The organism is Paenibacillus sp. J31P316 (genome assembly GCF_056269105.1).
In genome coordinates this window covers 1,165,624-1,180,825 of record NZ_JBWDNI010000001.1, presented here as the reverse complement: position 1 = coordinate 1,180,825, position 15,202 = coordinate 1,165,624, and the positions used below count along the sequence as shown (strand labels likewise).

Genomic DNA, 15,202 nt, shown 5'->3' with positions numbered 1-15,202 from the left:
GCGATCCGAATAACTTGACCTCATGCGAAGTTCGTGAGTGCGCCGCGCGCACCGCGGACTTCGCTTCCGTCTGTTGTACGACTACAAGATGCCAATGGCGACGCCCATAGACGCCTGGCAGAAGGGAGATGAAATCGGCATGAAGCAATGGCTGCATGCATGGACGGGCCGGCCTTTCTTGTATTCCTTGAAGAACCGCGTGACGGTCGTGTTTCTGTTCAGTACGTTCATGACGTTCGCGATCGTCGGTTCTGCTTCCTACTATACGATCTCGTCGATCTTATACAACAAGATCGAGCGGAACATACAGCTCACGCTGGACGAAGTGTCCCGCGACACCGACCTTGCGGTCGACAACCTGCTCTCCGTCTCCAGTCAGCTCAGTTACGGGGGCACGGTATCCAACGATCTGACGAATTATTTGGCCACGGACAGCTATTCCAGCAAGAAGACGCATTACGACAACATCAACGCCTATCTCAATTTGATCGATTTTACGAATCCGAACGCCGGTTTTCATTTCTATTATTATCCGGACACCGGCAAGACGCTGTTCGAGAACGGAAAACTGAATCGGCCGCCCGTCATGACGGGACTTCCCGTCTTGACCGACAAGACGCTGTTCACCTTCTACGGTCCTCACCCTTCCATGGCGGATGGGAAGAACGGGCTCGTGCTGTCGCTCACGCGTCCCGTCGATACGATGGGCGAATCCAATTTGAACTTATACCTGGAATCCAGCCTGCCCGCGCTAGCCAACATCATGAAGCCGAAGCAGCTCGGGATGGAGATCAACTACGTCATTGCCAACGACCATAATCGAATCGTCTACAGCCAGCTTCCGGACAGCTTCCAGCTGGGCGCGCTGTATGCGGGGGAATCCGGAGATTCGATCAGGCGCGCCGCGGATGCGTACGTATTCGATACGACGAGCCGTTACGGCTGGCATTTGGTCGCGGCTTTCAACAAAAGCACGTTTACGAGCGAGATTCGCGACTGGGCGCTGCGCATGGCGCTTATCGGCGCCGTTCTTATGCTCCTCAGCCTGCTGCTCGGCTATCTGGTCTGGCGCTCGGTCTACGTGCCGATCCGGCTGTTCAAGAAAGAAATCGGCCATATGGCCTCCAACCAATTCGATACCGTGACGGAACGGACGAACGTGGCTGAGTTCGATCAGGTGCTGAAGCAGTTTCATTCCATGAAGGACAGGATCCAATCCCTGCTTCAAGAGGTTCGGCAGCAGGAGAGAGAGAAGCGCCAGCTGGAGGTCGACAAACTGCTGTCGCAAATCAATCCGCATTTCCTCTACAACTCGCTGAATACGGTGCAGTGGATCGCCAAGGCGGAAGGGCAGCGCAAAATCGTCAAGCTGGTCGCCGAGCTGACCCGCCTGCTCCGGTATAATCTCGGCAAGGAAGGTTCGATCGTCACGATCGAACAGGAATTGGCCGCGCTGAAGGATTACGTCGCCTTGCAGCTCGTGCGCAACGATGATCAATTCGAGGCTTGTTTCAACGTCGATGACGCGGTCCTTCAAGTAGAGATTCCTCGCTTCATTCTTCAGCCGCTCGTCGAGAACGCGATCTGCCACGGCTTGAAGGAAGGCAATGGGACGATCGAGGTGACGGTTCGTCAGACGCCGCCCGGCTTCGTGACGGTATCCGTCCGCGACGACGGCACGGGCTTATCGGAAGAGAAGCTTGCCGGACTGTTCGAAGGACATCGAACCGAGGTCGGGCAGGGGCTCGGCATCGGACTTAACTATGTCAACCGCATGTTGGACGTGCATTTCGGGGAGGGCTGCAGACTGCGGGCCGAGAGCTCGGAGCGGGAAGGTACCGTCTATTGGTTTACAATACCGACGAGGCGAAAGGAGATAGAGAAGGATGTATAAAGTGCTGATCGTAGATGATGAGAAGCTGGTCCGTCAGGGCATTATGACGACGTTTCCCTGGCACAAGTACGGCTTCGTAGTCGCAGGCGACGCCGCGAGCGGCGAAAGCGCGCTGGAGTTGATCGAGCGGGAATCGTTCGATCTGCTGGTTACGGATCTGTCGATGAACGGCATGTCCGGACTCGAGCTCATTCGAAGAGTGAAGGAAACGGAGTCGGGGCTGCCGGCCGTCGTGCTGACTTGCCATGACAATTTCAAATATATTCAGGAAGCGATGCGGCTCGGGGTGTTGGATTATATCGTCAAGACGGAGATCGAAGACGAGGCCGTGGACGAAACATTGGCACGCATCGCGCAAAAGCTGAACGAAGAATTCAGTTCCAAAGAGAGGGCGAATCGCGGCACGATGCCTCGGCAGGAAGGGCTGCTGCTATTCGCGCCTGGACCGGATGCGGAGCCGCAGGAGTTGATTCGGCCGGATGAGCTGGAGAGATACGACGGCAGGCTGAGCGAAATCGACGGCGCGGCATGGCTGCTTCGGCTTGCGGCTTCCGAGACCGGCCCGCTCGCGGATGTCATCCGGCCGCGGCTCGACAAGAGCGGCTGGACATGCGTACGCATCGGGGGAATCGAAGCGGCGGACAGCCGGAACATGGCTGCGGTGCTGCGCGACTATCGCAAGCATGTGCTGTTCCATGCTGCGGAGTCCTACGCAGAAGCCGCGTGGCCGGAGATTGTGGCAACCACCGCCGCAGCGGTGGCTCGAGCCGGTGTCTTCAACGCCGGGGCGGATTGGGAAGGATCGGAATGGGTGTACGGCGACGAGCGGTTCGAGAAGATGCTGCGGGAGACGGCCGCGGCGGACATCGACGGAACGGCGCTGTTGAAGCGGTTGTATCCCGTCGTTCTGGAATGGGAACGGCTTCTCGGCACCGGTTCGCTAAAGGGGCTGCTGGAGCGGACGAACGGCCTTCTCCGTTGGAGGGACTGGGAAGCTTGGCTGCGCGGGTTCCGAAGCGCGATACGGGAGACGGTCGACGCGAACGGGTCGCGCCAAATCGCGGAAAGCATGATGCAGGCGATCGAGCTGCTCGACCGCGAGGACAGGCCAGAACCGAGCGAATCCGAGATTGCGCGGGCAGTCAACATGAGCCGCGGCTATTTCAGCAAATGCTTCAAGAAGGTAACGGGACAATCCTACGGCGATTATATCCGCAAACGGAAGCTGGAGCGCGCCAAAAGGCTCATCCTCCGCACCGACGATCCGATCGCGCGCGTGGCCGAGCAGTGCGGCTTCAGCGATTATCGTCATTTCAGCCGCGTGTTCCGGGATTTCACGGGCATGCTGCCCAACGAGTACCGCAAAACCGGCCGGACTTGATTATCTGACCACTAGGTGGAGAACAAGGCGCGAACGGACGCGTCCGCACTCATCCCGGGTGTGAAACATGTGCCTCTTCGTATGATTTTATCGCTCGAGAAAGAACGAAATCCGCCCTTATTGGTCGCAGAAGTGCATAGTGCGCTTCTTGGAAATTCTCTATCATGAAAGTAGATAAACCGCTTACAAAGCATGAACGAGATAATGAAAGGGTGGGTTACAGCATGAAAGAGAAGACGTTACGCAAAGCCTCGCTTTCCGTCGCGCTTGCCATGTCCCTCGTATTGACCGCTTGCGGCAATAACGGCTCGAATGGGAACGATTCCGACGCGGCGAACGGAAACGCGGGCGCGAACACGCCGAACAACGGCGCAGCCGCCGAATCGAAGGATCCGTTCGGCCCGCTGCCGGAGAAGACGACATTGACGGTATTGAAGGCCGATCCCGACTCGACGCCGAAGGATCTTGGTCTGCCGGAGGGCGACACGGTGCTGAAGAACCGTTACGTGCAAGCACTGTCCGATAAGCTGAACATCGACGTGCAATTCCCGGTCGTCGTCAAAGGCGGCGCGATCGGAGACAAGACGAACCTCATGATCGCAAGCAACGACATCACGGACGTCATGCTCGTCAGCTACACGCAATACCAGCAAATGATCAAAGCGGACATGCTCGAGGATCTGACGCAGGCGTACCAGGATTATGCCAGTCCCGCGCTGAAAGGCGTGCTGCAGACCGACGGTGGCAAGGCGATGAATCTGGCTACGGTGGACGGCAAGTTATACGGAATTCCGACGATGGGCACGCTGCACAACTCGGATCCGCTCGTATGGCTGCGGAAGGACTGGCTCGACAAGCTGAGCTTGCAGCCGCCGAAGACCATCGACGAGCTGAACGCGATTCTGAAAGCGTTTATCGAGAACGATCCGGACGACGACGGCAAGAAGGACACGATCGGCATGCCGGGCTCGCAGACGTTCACCGGCCAATGGGCGAGCACCTACGGCTTCGATCCGGTGTTCGACTACTACAAATCGTACGTGAAGAATTGGGTCAAAGCCGCGGACGGCACCGTCCAATACGGTTCCATCCAGCCGCAGACGAAGGACGCGCTATCGAAGCTGAGCGAGATGTACGCGCAAGGGCTCGTTCCGAAGGACTTCCCGGTGCTGAAGAACGAGCAGGCGAACGAGCTTGTCATCTCCGGCAAGGCAGGCGCTTTCTTCGGACCTTGGTGGTCGGGCTGGTCGCCGCTGAACGACGCGATCAAGAATGATCCGACCGCGGATTGGCAGGCTTACGCGCTGAAGGACGCCGATGGCGTGGCGCGCGCCAAGCAGGAGACGCCGATCGGCACGATCGCGGTGCTTAAGAAAGGCTTCAAGCATCCCGAAGCGCTTGTCAAGGTCGTCAATTACGAGTATCAGGTCACGCTCGACAACCCGGCCGATGCAGGCGGCGATCCGTACGCCGGTCTGGTGCTGCCGAACTGGCAGACGCTTCCGATCGCGCTGGCGCTGTGGCGGGCCGATTCCGTCATCCTTGACCACACCGGCATCCTGGCCGCCTCCAAGGGCGAAGCGCTGCCGGACGTTCCGGAAGCGACGGCGGTCAATTACAAGACGATGGGCGCCTTCTGGGCGAAGGGCATCGATTGGCTGCGCAAGAATCCGGACAATTACGGCGAGCCGATCTCCCGGATTATCGGCGTTAACCCGATCATCGAGAACGACATCGAGCCGGTATACAGCGAGTTCTACAGCACCACGAAGACGATGCAGCGCAAGATGACCAACCTGAACAAGCTGGAAGAGGACGCCATGATCAAGATCATTACGGGCGAGAAGCCCGTCGATTATTTCGACGACTTCGTATCCCAGTGGAAGAAGCAGGGCGGAGACGAAATTACGCAGGAAGTGAACGAAGCGTTAAAGCAGTAAAACCCGATTGACGGAAGACGACGAGCGCGGGCGCGAAGGTGCTCCGCGCTCGATTTTTGTTAGGGATCACGATAGCCGCCGCACCATCAAGAAACAAAACCGAAACCCAATCAGATCGGGAGTATGACTATGAAAAAGAGAGTATCCATCCATTATCACCTCATGCTGCTGCCCACGATGGTCTTGGTCGCCGTATTCAGCATCTACCCGTTGTTCGGCCTGATGCTGGCGTTTCAGGAGTTCAACCCGGGCAAGGGGATATGGGGCTCGACGTTCATCGGCCTGGAGAACTTCAAATATATGTTCGAAATTCCGGACATTAAGACGATCTTCATGAACACCTTGTCCATCGCGGTCATGAAAATCCTCGCGACGCAGCTGCTCGCGCTGATATTTGCGCTGCTTCTGAACGAAGTGAGAGGCGCGTTGTTCAAGAAAAGCATTCAAACGATCGTGTACCTGCCGCACTTTATCTCGTGGGTATTGCTCGGCGGTATCGTCATCAATGTCCTGTCGCTGGACGGCATCGTGAACGAAACGTTCGGAAAGCTCGGCATCTCGCCGATCTTCTTCCTCGGCAGCAACAGCTGGTTCCCCGGCGTCATCGTAGGCACGCATGTCTGGCAGGAGTTCGGTTTCTCGGCCATCATCTACTTGGCCGCGCTGACCGGCATTAATCCGAGCCTGTACGAGGCGGCAGGCATCGACGGGGCGGGCCGCCTGAAGCAGCTGCTATACGTGACGATGCCCGGTATCGCTACCACGATCATCCTGCTGCTGACGCTCGATATGCAGAACGTGCTGAACGCCGGCTTCGAACAGATCTTGAATCTGTACAATCCGATGGTCTACCAGACGGGCGATATTATCGACACGTACGTCTACCGGGCCGGCTTGAAGGAATTGCAGTACGAGCTGGCCACGGCCGTCGGTCTCTTGAAGTCGGTCGTCAGCCTCATTCTCATCACGATTTCTTATTTCCTGGCTTCGAAATTTGCCAACTATCGTATTTTCTAAAGGGTGTGAACCGCAGTGGGTATTCGGCTCAGCGCCTCCGAGCGCGTATTCGGAATCTTCGTCATCATTATTCTTAGTCTTCTTGGTCTCAGTACGCTGTTTCCGCTCGTTCATATTCTGGCCGTCTCGTTCAGTGACAAAGCGGCCGCATCCGGCGGGCTCGTCACGGTGTACCCGGTCCATTTTACGCTCGTCTCGTATAAAGCCGTCATGTCGGACAGCGCGTTCTTCCACGCGTTCGGCGTATCGGTGGAGCGGGTGCTGCTCGGCGGCGCGATCCAGTTCGTTCTGACGATCGTATCCGCTTACGCCTTATCGCGGCCCAAGTCGGAGTTCCGGTCGCGCGACGTCTACATGTGGGTGCTCGTGTTCACGATGATTTTCAGCGGGGGCCTCATTCCGACGTACCTGACGATCAAATCGCTGCACATGCTCGATACGATGTGGTCGCTCGTGCTGCCGACGGCGGTGGCGGTCTTCAATATCATCGTGCTGATGAATTTCTTCAAAAGCCTGCCGAAGGAGCTCGACGAAGCGGCGGTCATCGACGGTTCCGGGCCGTGGCATAAGCTGTGGGCCATCTATTTTCCACTGTCGCTGCCGTCCATCGCGACGGTTACGCTGTTCAGCGTCGTCGGCCACTGGAACGCGTTCTTCGACGGGTTGATCTACATGAACGATCCGAACCATTATCCGCTGCAAACGTATCTGAACCAAATCATCGTGCAGGCGGCGCAGCCGACGACGAACATGACGCCGGACGAAATCGAACGGCTCTCGAAGCTGTCCGACCGAACGATGAACGCGGCCAAAATATTGGTCAGCATGGTGCCGATCCTGCTCATCTATCCGTTCCTGCAGCGGTATTTCATTACGGGCATTACGCTCGGCTCCGTGAAGGAATAGATGGGCTGCGAGGCATAGGGTCAGATTAAGAACGGATTTTGGAATTGATTGTGGAATTAATTAGGGAATTGATTGTGGAATTAATTATGGAATTGAATATGGAACGGATTATGGAATTGAATAGGGAATTGATTATGGAAGGGGAGTACGGCATGTTAAGCGGATTTATGCTCGATATCGATGGGCGGCGCGGAACGGAGACCGACGGTTACGCCAAAACGACGGAAGCCGAGAAGGAGCTGCCGGACGGCTCCCGCGAATGGACGGAGACGTATCTATCGGCGTCGGGGGGCGTAAGCGTCGCCTCCGTAACCGTGTCCTATCCGGACTCGCCGGTCGTGCAGCGCCGGATCGAGGTGTCGAACCGGTCCGAACGCGACATCCGCATCACGCGGATCGACACCGTTCACGGCTTGCTTGCCAAGGGGAGCCTCACGCTCGATTACTTCGAATGTCCGACGAACGGCTTGGAATTCTCCCCGCGAAGCGTTCCGCTAACGGGAACCAAGGTGCTGGAGGCCGTCGCCGGACGGTCCTCGCGCGGCATGCATCCGTGGTTCACGCTGCGGGATGCCGGCGGCGGCACGCTCGCAGGCGCCGTCGCTTGGTCGGGCAATTGGATCTTCCGGTTCGAGCCCGCGGACGAAGGCGCTTACCGGCTGACCGGCGGTCTTAGCGACTGGGAATTCGCCAAGACGCTAAAGCCCGGCGAAGCAATGGAAAGCCCGGCGGTGCTGTTCGCATACCTGCCTGAGGGCGGCCTGGACGAGGTCTCCGTTGCGTTCGGAAGGTGGGGCAAGCAGTTCTGGTATCCGCGGAACGCGATATCCCGCACGGTACCGGCAGCCTGGAATCATTGGTGGCCATACGAAGATTCCGCCATCAACGAGGACGTGTTCCGGGCGAACGCCGACGAAGCGGCCGGACTCGGCCTTGAGATCTGCACGCTGGATGCCGGCTGGTTCGGGGAGCCGGATCCGAATTGCAACGACCACCTCGGCTGGAGCGAGAACGTGGACTGGTTCCTGAAGCGGGGGGATTGGCATAAGGTCAACACGCTTCGCTTCCCGTCCGGCATCGCCGCGCTGTCCGAATACGTCCGTGGCAAGGGGATGAAATTCGGCATCTGGTGCGAGATCGAGGCGCTAGGCATCAAGTCCGAGATCGGCGCGCTCCGGCCGGAGCTGCCGGCGCGGCGCGACGGCGAGCATCTCGGTTATGTCTGCCTCGGCAACCCGGAAGCACGGGAATGGGCCTTCGGCGTCTTGGAACATTTGATCACCGATTACAAGGCGGAATGGATCAAGCTCGACTTCAACCTCGACCCGTGCGCGGGCTGCAACCGGACCGATCACGGGCACGGTGACGGCGATGGACTGTTCGAGCATTACCGGGGCTATTACGAGCTGCTTACGCGCGTTCGCGAGAAATATCCGGAGGTTTATCTGGAGAATTGCTCGTCAGGCGGCCTTCGGATCGATCTCGGTCTAGCCCGTCATACGCACGGCGCGTTCCTGAGCGACCCGGATTTCACCCGCCACCACCTGCAGCTGTTCTGGGGAGCGTCGATGATGCTGCATCCGTCCGCCTGCTTCCACTTCTCGTGGTCGGAGACGATCGTGCATTACGACAGCAACCTCGACAAGGATCCGATCAAACCGGATATGCCGCGGCACCGGCTCGATTACATCATCCGCGCGAACATGCTGAACGGCTTCGGCTGCTCCTACCGGCTTCCTGAGCTTCCCGGCTGGGCCAAGGAACGGCTGAAGGAGCTGATCGGTTTCTATACGAATACCGGCCGCCGCTTCGTCGCGGACGCCGACATGCATAGACTGACCGGACAAACGATACGGACCGGGAGCGGCGATTCGTGGAACGGCTATCAATACGTCCTCGGCGGGGCGGAGGAAGCGCTGCTGTTCGTTTTCCGACTGGCCGGCGGAGAGCCGGAGCGCGTCATGAAGCTGTCGGGGCTAGATGCCGATTCGCTGTACGAGCTGCACTTCGAGGACAGCGGCAGGACGGCGGAGCTCGCCGGCGCGCTGCTCATGGAGGAAGGACTGCGCTTCTCCGGCATGGAAGAGGAGTCGTCCGAGGTCGTGCGCCTGCGCAGGCTGCCGCTTGAGCGATAACAACAGCTTTAGTCAATCGCGTTAGACACGCTGGAACCCCGCGGCAGCATGCGGGGTTCTTTATTTCGTGCAATGGTCATTGCGAATTAGTGCGATTATCCCTCCTTCTCCAATTGTTGGCTCAGCCGATACAGGTAATGGATCCCCATCAGCTGCAGCTCGTTGCGTTGATTGAATCGTTCGAGGATGCGATCGCCGATTCGTAAAGCGAGTTCTAGGTCAGGCTGCTTAAGCTCCTTTACCATTTGCTTCAAAGCAACCAATTCCGCGGAGTAGAGGAGCCGCTTCGTAAGCTTCAAGAATAGGATTTTGAGCACTTGCAGCGAATCATAGACGCGATAATCGTTGCGTTCCATCCGGACGGGTTCAATATAGCGTTCCTCGTCCCAATATCGTAAGGCGGCCGTGGTCAAGCCTGTCAGCTTCGCGATCGTTCCGATGGTTTACGGTCGTTTAATCAGGTGCCGGTAGTGCAAGATAGGCTCCAAATTGTTCATGACGCTGGCGAGCAGCGTTTTCTCGTCCCGTTGTGATGCTTGAACTTCGTTTAAGATCCAAAGCGCGGAGCGAAGCTCGCCCCGCTGCAGGTCTTTCATCATCCTCGAAGTGACGTCCATGCCGAAGCCGGCCGACAAGCGGACGATGCACTCGAAATAGGCAAGATGCAGCTCCGTATAGACTCTGTACCCTTGAGGCAGGCGATGTGCCGGCGCGGCACAAGTCCCCGTTCCTCGTAGCTTCTCAGCGTGCTTGCGCTAACGTTTAATTTCCTCGCGATATCGATCGGCTTCATGCTGACGGAACGTTCCCTCCCACCATTTCATTCCTTTTACGTGAACATTCGGCGACATCCAAAGTTTTGCGTTCAGTTTGTTCTTATTTCGATGATCGGATTGCTGAAACCTTCCAATTTGCTTGAATGTTGTACGATATAGCTGTAACGAAACGAATTGCAGGAGGGATCTAGGTTGGGGAATGATCGCATTCAGCCTTCGATGTCCATAGATGAGATAGGAGCGATTTTCGCGAGGTACATCAAGCAGCATTGGGAAGAGACGCTTCATGCAAACAGGGAGCGCCTCGAGGGCTTGTTTCCGGAGTACGAGGATGCGACGTACGGCATGTATCTGGATCAATTATTGCCGACGATGTGGCAGGAGCTCGAACGCGGCGGGTTTCGATCTGCCGAGGCAGCAAGAGCGAATGATTTTGTTATCGCGGGATGTTTGAACTTTAGGAATTCGCTGGAAAAGTCGTCTTGGGGCCATCCTTCCGACGAAAGACGCGTCTTTTGGATCGTTCTCCAGAACCGTGACAAGCAGGAAATAGGGACGCTTCTGTTCGAATTGCCGCATTCCCATCTGAGATTCGATATTCCGCAAGCGCCCGAACTTACGGTACTTCGCGCAACGGGGAGGCAAACGATCCTGGAAGAAATCCATCGCCGAAAAGAAAGCGGACGCAGCTGATTCGAGGCGGGCTCTCCTGACGTCTCCGAGAAAGGAGCCACCCAGCCGAACGACAAACCCCCCATCCGAACGGATGGGGGGTTCTCTCTATGACGAAATGCAGTAAACCTAGCACGTCAGTAAGGACTAGATGCGAGACTCATTGCCTTTGAAGTAATGAACGGGCCGAATCTCGATGCCCCATCCGAACTGTTCGCCCGCGGCGATCTGCAGTGTCGGATGCAGGGAGGCCAGCCGAATGGCTTCCTCCATGTCGCTTGCTTCGATCAGGAACGCGCAGCCGATCAGTTCCTTGGTTCCGGCGAAGGGGCCGTCGACGACAGTCACGTTGCCATTTGAGCGCCGCAGGCTTTTGCTCTCTGCCGAAAGTCCGGCTTCGACGAGGACCCGTCCGCTCTTATGGAGTTCGTCGAGATGAGGCGGGCATTCGCTCATAATGGCATCGATTTCCGCTTTCGGGCGGGCATCCATTTTGTCCGGTTCCAAATAACCCAAGCACATATAGAGCATGTTCAACCTCCTTCATCCTTCATCCTTAACCTTTCATCCTTAATCTTTCATCCTTCATTGTTCATCCTTAATCCTTAATCCTTCATTCTTTTGCCATTTCTTAACCCTTCATCTTCTCCAAATCCGCCATCATGGCCTTATACGGCGCGGAAGCCGTGAGGGTTTTCGTATATTGCTCCCAGTCGTTCAGGGATACCGCGCCCAAAATGACCTTGATCTTCATTTGCTGCAGATCGGCGTTCAACTCCGCGTATTTGCCCGTGCTCCACAATTGCGAGAAAGCGGGAACGACTTCGTTCGCGTAGGAGGTTTTGCGCCATTCGGCGACAGCCGACTCGTATGCAGCGCGCGTCGGTTCATTCGCCGTCTTGAGCGCGGCATCGTCCAGCAGATCGGGCTCGCCGAAGATGCTTTGGAGCGCGGAACGGTCCGTCTGATCCAATTCGTCGACTTCATCCCATGCCTTGGTCTCGTTCATCGCCAGCCCTTTATCCAGCCATTGCAATATCGTCTTCGGCGCAACGCGAGACATGCGAGTGACGATATAGGTATCCGGCTCGTTCGTGTTCCAAGGCGCGATCGGAGCACGGAGCGAATCCGCTCTCAAGCCTGCCAACGGCGTCCACGTCACTTTATCGTGCGTGAGGGATGCGGCATCCCGCAAGCTTAGAACGGCTGCGCCGACACGATTGTCGCGAACGCTCGCCATCGCTTGTTCCTCGCTCTTCACGGCGAACTCCTTGTCGATCAGACCTTCCTTATAGGCTGTGCTCAGCCACTTCAACGCTTCCGTCTCTCCGGTCCCGACCGCGAGATCGACGACCTGGCCATTCCGAACCGCGAAACGATCCGGGCTCTCCGTAAACGCCTGCTCGACCCAGGCAAACGAACCGAGAGTCGACGCCGTCACATACCCGGTCATCCCGAACGTATCGTGTTTGCCGTTGCCGTCGGGGTCGCGCTCCGTCATTGCCTTCAGTGCAGCATACATCTCATCCATTGTCTTCGGCTGGGCTAGATCGAGGACCTCCAGCCAGTCCTTCCGAACCGCTGGGAAAGGCGAATCATGCGGATCGGCCGGACGCGGGATACCGTATATTCGGCCGTCGATCTTGCGAGCCCCGTTCGTGCCGTCAACCAGCTGTTTCAAGCGCGGAAAGTCTTTCAGATCGTCGGTAAGATCCATGGAGAAGCTTTGGAACAGCTCATCGGAGTAGGAGTAGCTGTCCTCCACCAGCATCATGGAGCCCATGTCGCCGGCGGCAATCATTACGCGGTTCTTCGGCACGTAATTCTCGGGCTCGATCAGGTTCACATCGACGTCGACGTTCATGTTCGAGCGGAAATAGTTCATCAGGTTCAAAGGCTGTTGGACGCTGCCGTTGTCCGCCCGAGTCGTGAGCCTGATCTTCGGCAGGGCTTGGGGATCGTTGACGATCGCTTCGCGATTCGCTCCATTCCATGCGACGTTCAGGCCGGCGGCTTCGATCGTGAGGCGCAGCGGGATTTGAAGGATGCCGTCGGCTGCATAAGGAGCGGCCAGGCTCTTCTTCGTGCTGCTGCTGCCGACGGCGACGTTAACATTACCGACTTGAAAGACGAGCGTAGGCTTGCCGGCATGTTCGGCTGTCAGCGTCTGACGGGCGGCATCCCATGCCAAGTCGTAGCCGATAGCTCTCAGCAGGTCGCGTGCGGGTACCATTAAGGTACCATTGAGAAGTTGAGCGCGAAGGGCGGAGGAGTAATCCAACAGGATCACGGTAATCGGCCTCGGTGCGTTGGGATCTGGAAATGCAAGCGGATGACTGGTACTTGTTTCTTGCGGAGCGGCTGCTGCTGCGGGCAGTCCGCTCAATAAGACGGATGCCAGCGTGGCGATCATTAGTTTGCGACGGTGCATGATGGGTCCCCTTCCATAATTGGCCTATTATTCAAGACGCAGGAAAAAGGAGGAAGTTGCACGCCGAAACGGAATTAGCGCCACGACAGGCAAATGCTTAACACTCCGCGCCGGACAATTCATTGGTGAACATGCGTTTATATTCCTGCGGGTTTACCCGTTCCGCCGAGATAGGCGCATAGTGAAACTGAAGCGCTCTTCTGCGATCGGAGGAGAAGTTGCTCGGCGTGCCATGATACAGCATCCCGTGAAAGAATAAGGCGCCTCCCGGCCGGAGCGGCACGATCACGTCCCGCTCGATGGGAACCTGCGCGTCGCACAGCTGCCAGTCCCGGACCGCGTAATGCGGCGTCGCGCCTTCCCGATGGGAGCCGGGAATGACATGCATGCACCCGTTATCGGCAGTCGCTTCGTCCAGCGCGATCCATACGCCGATCGCCGCCTTCGTGTAGGTTAACGTTCCATAGGCCATATCTTGATGCCACGGCTTCTCGCCGCCGCCATGCGGCGGTTTTAGCAGCGCCATGTCCTGAATCAACTTCGGTTCCTCTCCGAAAATTCCCCGAACGACGTCCAAGATCGCGGGATGGTACGCGATTGCGCGCAGCCGATCCTCCGACTCCACGAAGTCGTAGATTTTCCGGAGCGCCAGCTCTTTCTCCCCGGGAGAAGGCAGCTCTTTCTCCGGCTTCGTAAACTGCAGCTTCGCGCCTTTGCGGTCGATGAATACGAGGTCCGCCAACGCTTGCTTGGCGATCTCGACCGCTTGGGCATCCAGCAGTCCGTTGACGGACAGGAAGCCGTCCCTGCGGTAGTTTAACAGCTGATCCTCCGTTATGTTTTCTTTGTCGTTTAGACTTACATGCACATGATCGTACCGATATAGGAGTAGATTGATCTCTTCTGGAGTCAAGGGGATGCTGCTCATCGTGAATCGCTCCTCGCCATGGTATTCGTTTCTTCAAGAATACGATACCATAGGGGAGATAGGACTGTGGATGTTCGCAACCTTCGATTATTTGTACTTAACTGCTTCAACAAAGATCAAGGATAGGCAAGACAGCCAAACATTCGAATCTCACGAAGGAGAAATGCTTGATGTCTGACTTGCAAGAGCTCGCGGCATCGTTTCGATCTTGCTGCTTCGCGATAGGCACGACTTCCGGCAAGTACCGCTGCGAACCGAGCTGGTCCTGGCAGCCGAATCCGTTCGCGGATTACGATATGTGGTACGCGGTATCGGGACAAGGCAGCATGATGCTGAACGGCGTCCACCATACCATTGGTCCGGGTTTTTGTTATGTGTTTCAACCGGGAGACCGGGTCGTCGCGATGCACAATCCGGAACGTCCGTTGGTCGTGTTCTTCTGTCATTTCGATAGGAGCATACTGGAGAACGGAGAGCATCCGGCCCCGCTGCCGTTACCAAGGACGCCGGTGACGTTTCGCGATACAGCCGGCATCGAGTCGCTGCTGTCGCAGTTGATCGAGCTGTCGCATTTGCGGACGGCCGGCGATGCGGCCGAGATGGATTTGCTGATCAAGCTCATTCTGGTCAAGTGGGTTCGAGAGATGGATCGCGGAGCGGAGACCGGCCAAACCTATTATCAGAAGCAGATCGTCGTCAAGGCTCAGGAGGCGATCCGCTTTCGGCTGTCGGAGCCGGTCGATTACGAAGCATTAGGTGAGAGCGTCGGGTCGTCGCCGCGCTCCGTCAGCAGGCTGATGAAGACGCATACGGGCTTGACGCTGAAGGAAACCATCACCAAGCTGCGAATGGAACGGGCCGTTCATTTGTTGAACGAAACCGCGATGACGGTTACCGAAGTTTCGAACGCGTTAGGTTACTCGGATATCTATACGTTCAGCAAATTGTTCAAACGTCATTACGGCATCTCGCCGTCCGCGATGCGGTCCGGGGCAGATAGGTAGCGCGCAGCAAGGAATCCGGGAACGACAGCGATCGGAAGATCATTCGGCTGCGCAGTGAATTCGTTAACCGAGTCGGGGGTTTGCAAAAGGGGCGTTCCAATTTTCCGTCATAGTGACT

General features: G+C 57.1%; 13 protein-coding genes. 8 read left to right on the top strand and 5 right to left on the bottom strand.

The annotated features are described in order from the left end of the window. Window positions 1-139: 139 nt before the first annotated feature. The 6 genes from AC0YNU_RS05165 to AC0YNU_RS05140 all read left to right on the top strand — a co-directional run bounded on the left by AC0YNU_RS05165 (window position 140) and on the right by AC0YNU_RS05140 (window position 9,273). Entirely contained in the window at window positions 140-1,894 is a 1,755-nt protein-coding gene (locus AC0YNU_RS05165) for a sensor histidine kinase (RefSeq protein ID WP_475753791.1), read from the top strand. Further along, window positions 1,887-3,275, top strand: a complete 1,389-nt coding sequence (locus tag AC0YNU_RS05160) for a response regulator transcription factor (RefSeq protein ID WP_475753789.1) — start codon at window positions 1,887-1,889, stop codon at window positions 3,273-3,275. Before AC0YNU_RS05165 ends, AC0YNU_RS05160 begins: the two co-directional genes overlap by 8 nt. A 224-nt stretch (window positions 3,276-3,499) precedes the next feature. Next, window positions 3,500-5,215: an extracellular solute-binding protein gene (locus tag AC0YNU_RS05155; protein WP_475753787.1), complete on the top strand. Its 1,716-nt coding sequence runs from the start codon at window positions 3,500-3,502 to the stop codon at window positions 5,213-5,215. A gap of 129 nt (window positions 5,216-5,344) precedes the next feature. Continuing rightward, a complete protein-coding gene (locus AC0YNU_RS05150; RefSeq protein ID WP_475753785.1) occupies window positions 5,345-6,232 on the top strand; it encodes an ABC transporter permease in 888 nt (295 codons plus the stop codon). A gap of 15 nt (window positions 6,233-6,247) precedes the next feature. Next, window positions 6,248-7,138: a carbohydrate ABC transporter permease gene (locus AC0YNU_RS05145; RefSeq protein ID WP_475753783.1), complete on the top strand. Its 891-nt coding sequence runs from the start codon at window positions 6,248-6,250 to the stop codon at window positions 7,136-7,138. Window positions 7,139-7,290: 152 nt separating this feature from the next. Then, window positions 7,291-9,273, top strand: coding sequence for an alpha-galactosidase (locus AC0YNU_RS05140; protein ID WP_475753781.1), 1,983 nt, complete (start codon window positions 7,291-7,293; stop codon window positions 9,271-9,273). Window positions 9,274-9,368: 95 nt separating this feature from the next. Here the strand turns inward: AC0YNU_RS05140 and AC0YNU_RS05135 are convergent, their stop codons facing one another. Next, window positions 9,369-9,704 carry a MerR family DNA-binding transcriptional regulator gene (locus AC0YNU_RS05135; RefSeq protein WP_475753985.1) on the bottom strand — a complete coding sequence of 112 codons (336 nt, stop codon included), beginning with the start codon at window positions 9,702-9,704 and terminating at the stop codon, window positions 9,369-9,371. Window positions 9,705-9,868: 164 nt separating this feature from the next. Then, window positions 9,869-10,066 (bottom strand): MerR family DNA-binding transcriptional regulator, encoded by a 198-nt coding sequence (locus AC0YNU_RS05130; RefSeq protein ID WP_475753779.1) that lies wholly within the window; start codon window positions 10,064-10,066, stop codon window positions 9,869-9,871. 175 nt (window positions 10,067-10,241) lie between these two features. Here AC0YNU_RS05130 and AC0YNU_RS05125 point away from each other — a divergent pair, with 175 nt between their 5' ends. After that, the gene (locus AC0YNU_RS05125; RefSeq protein ID WP_475753777.1) at window positions 10,242-10,742 is read left to right on the top strand and encodes a DUF6022 family protein; all 501 of its coding nucleotides are present in this window, start codon (window positions 10,242-10,244) and stop codon (window positions 10,740-10,742) included. Window positions 10,743-10,868: 126 nt separating this feature from the next. On the opposite strand, the gene AC0YNU_RS05120 is transcribed toward AC0YNU_RS05125, so the two are convergent. From AC0YNU_RS05120 to AC0YNU_RS05110, 3 genes are all read right to left on the bottom strand, one after another. Then, window positions 10,869-11,252 (bottom strand): YciI family protein, encoded by a 384-nt coding sequence (locus tag AC0YNU_RS05120; RefSeq protein WP_475753775.1) that lies wholly within the window; start codon window positions 11,250-11,252, stop codon window positions 10,869-10,871. A 100-nt stretch (window positions 11,253-11,352) separates the two neighbouring features. Continuing rightward, window positions 11,353-13,152 carry an extracellular solute-binding protein gene (locus AC0YNU_RS05115; protein WP_475753773.1) on the bottom strand — a complete coding sequence of 600 codons (1,800 nt, stop codon included), beginning with the start codon at window positions 13,150-13,152 and terminating at the stop codon, window positions 11,353-11,355. A 97-nt stretch (window positions 13,153-13,249) separates the two neighbouring features. After that, window positions 13,250-14,080, bottom strand: a complete 831-nt coding sequence (locus AC0YNU_RS05110; protein WP_475753771.1) for a phytanoyl-CoA dioxygenase family protein — start codon at window positions 14,078-14,080, stop codon at window positions 13,250-13,252. A 170-nt stretch (window positions 14,081-14,250) separates the two neighbouring features. On the opposite strand from AC0YNU_RS05110, the gene AC0YNU_RS05105 reads away from it, so the two are divergent. Continuing rightward, the gene (locus AC0YNU_RS05105) at window positions 14,251-15,084 is read left to right on the top strand and encodes a helix-turn-helix domain-containing protein (protein ID WP_475753770.1); all 834 of its coding nucleotides are present in this window, start codon (window positions 14,251-14,253) and stop codon (window positions 15,082-15,084) included. The last annotated feature ends 118 nt before the right edge of the window (window positions 15,085-15,202 follow it).

Bases quoted from the DNA above. Each gene is read 5' to 3' on its own strand.
- AC0YNU_RS05115 (WP_475753773.1), bottom strand. From the start codon at position 13,152: ATGCACCGTCGCAAACTAATGATCGCCACGCTGGCATCCGTCTTATTG.
- AC0YNU_RS05150 (WP_475753785.1), top strand. From the start codon at position 5,345: ATGAAAAAGAGAGTATCCATCCATTATCACCTCATGCTGCTGCCCACG.
- AC0YNU_RS05160 (WP_475753789.1), top strand. From the start codon at position 1,887: ATGTATAAAGTGCTGATCGTAGATGATGAGAAGCTGGTCCGTCAGGGC.
- AC0YNU_RS05130 (WP_475753779.1), bottom strand. From the start codon at position 10,066: ATGAAGCCGATCGATATCGCGAGGAAATTAAACGTTAGCGCAAGCACG.
- AC0YNU_RS05155 (WP_475753787.1), top strand. From the start codon at position 3,500: ATGAAAGAGAAGACGTTACGCAAAGCCTCGCTTTCCGTCGCGCTTGCC.
- AC0YNU_RS05120 (WP_475753775.1), bottom strand. From the start codon at position 11,252: ATGCTCTATATGTGCTTGGGTTATTTGGAACCGGACAAAATGGATGCC.
- AC0YNU_RS05105 (WP_475753770.1), top strand. From the start codon at position 14,251: ATGTCTGACTTGCAAGAGCTCGCGGCATCGTTTCGATCTTGCTGCTTC.
- AC0YNU_RS05110 (WP_475753771.1), bottom strand. From the start codon at position 14,080: ATGAGCAGCATCCCCTTGACTCCAGAAGAGATCAATCTACTCCTATAT.
- AC0YNU_RS05165 (WP_475753791.1), top strand. From the start codon at position 140: ATGAAGCAATGGCTGCATGCATGGACGGGCCGGCCTTTCTTGTATTCC.
- AC0YNU_RS05140 (WP_475753781.1), top strand. From the start codon at position 7,291: ATGTTAAGCGGATTTATGCTCGATATCGATGGGCGGCGCGGAACGGAG.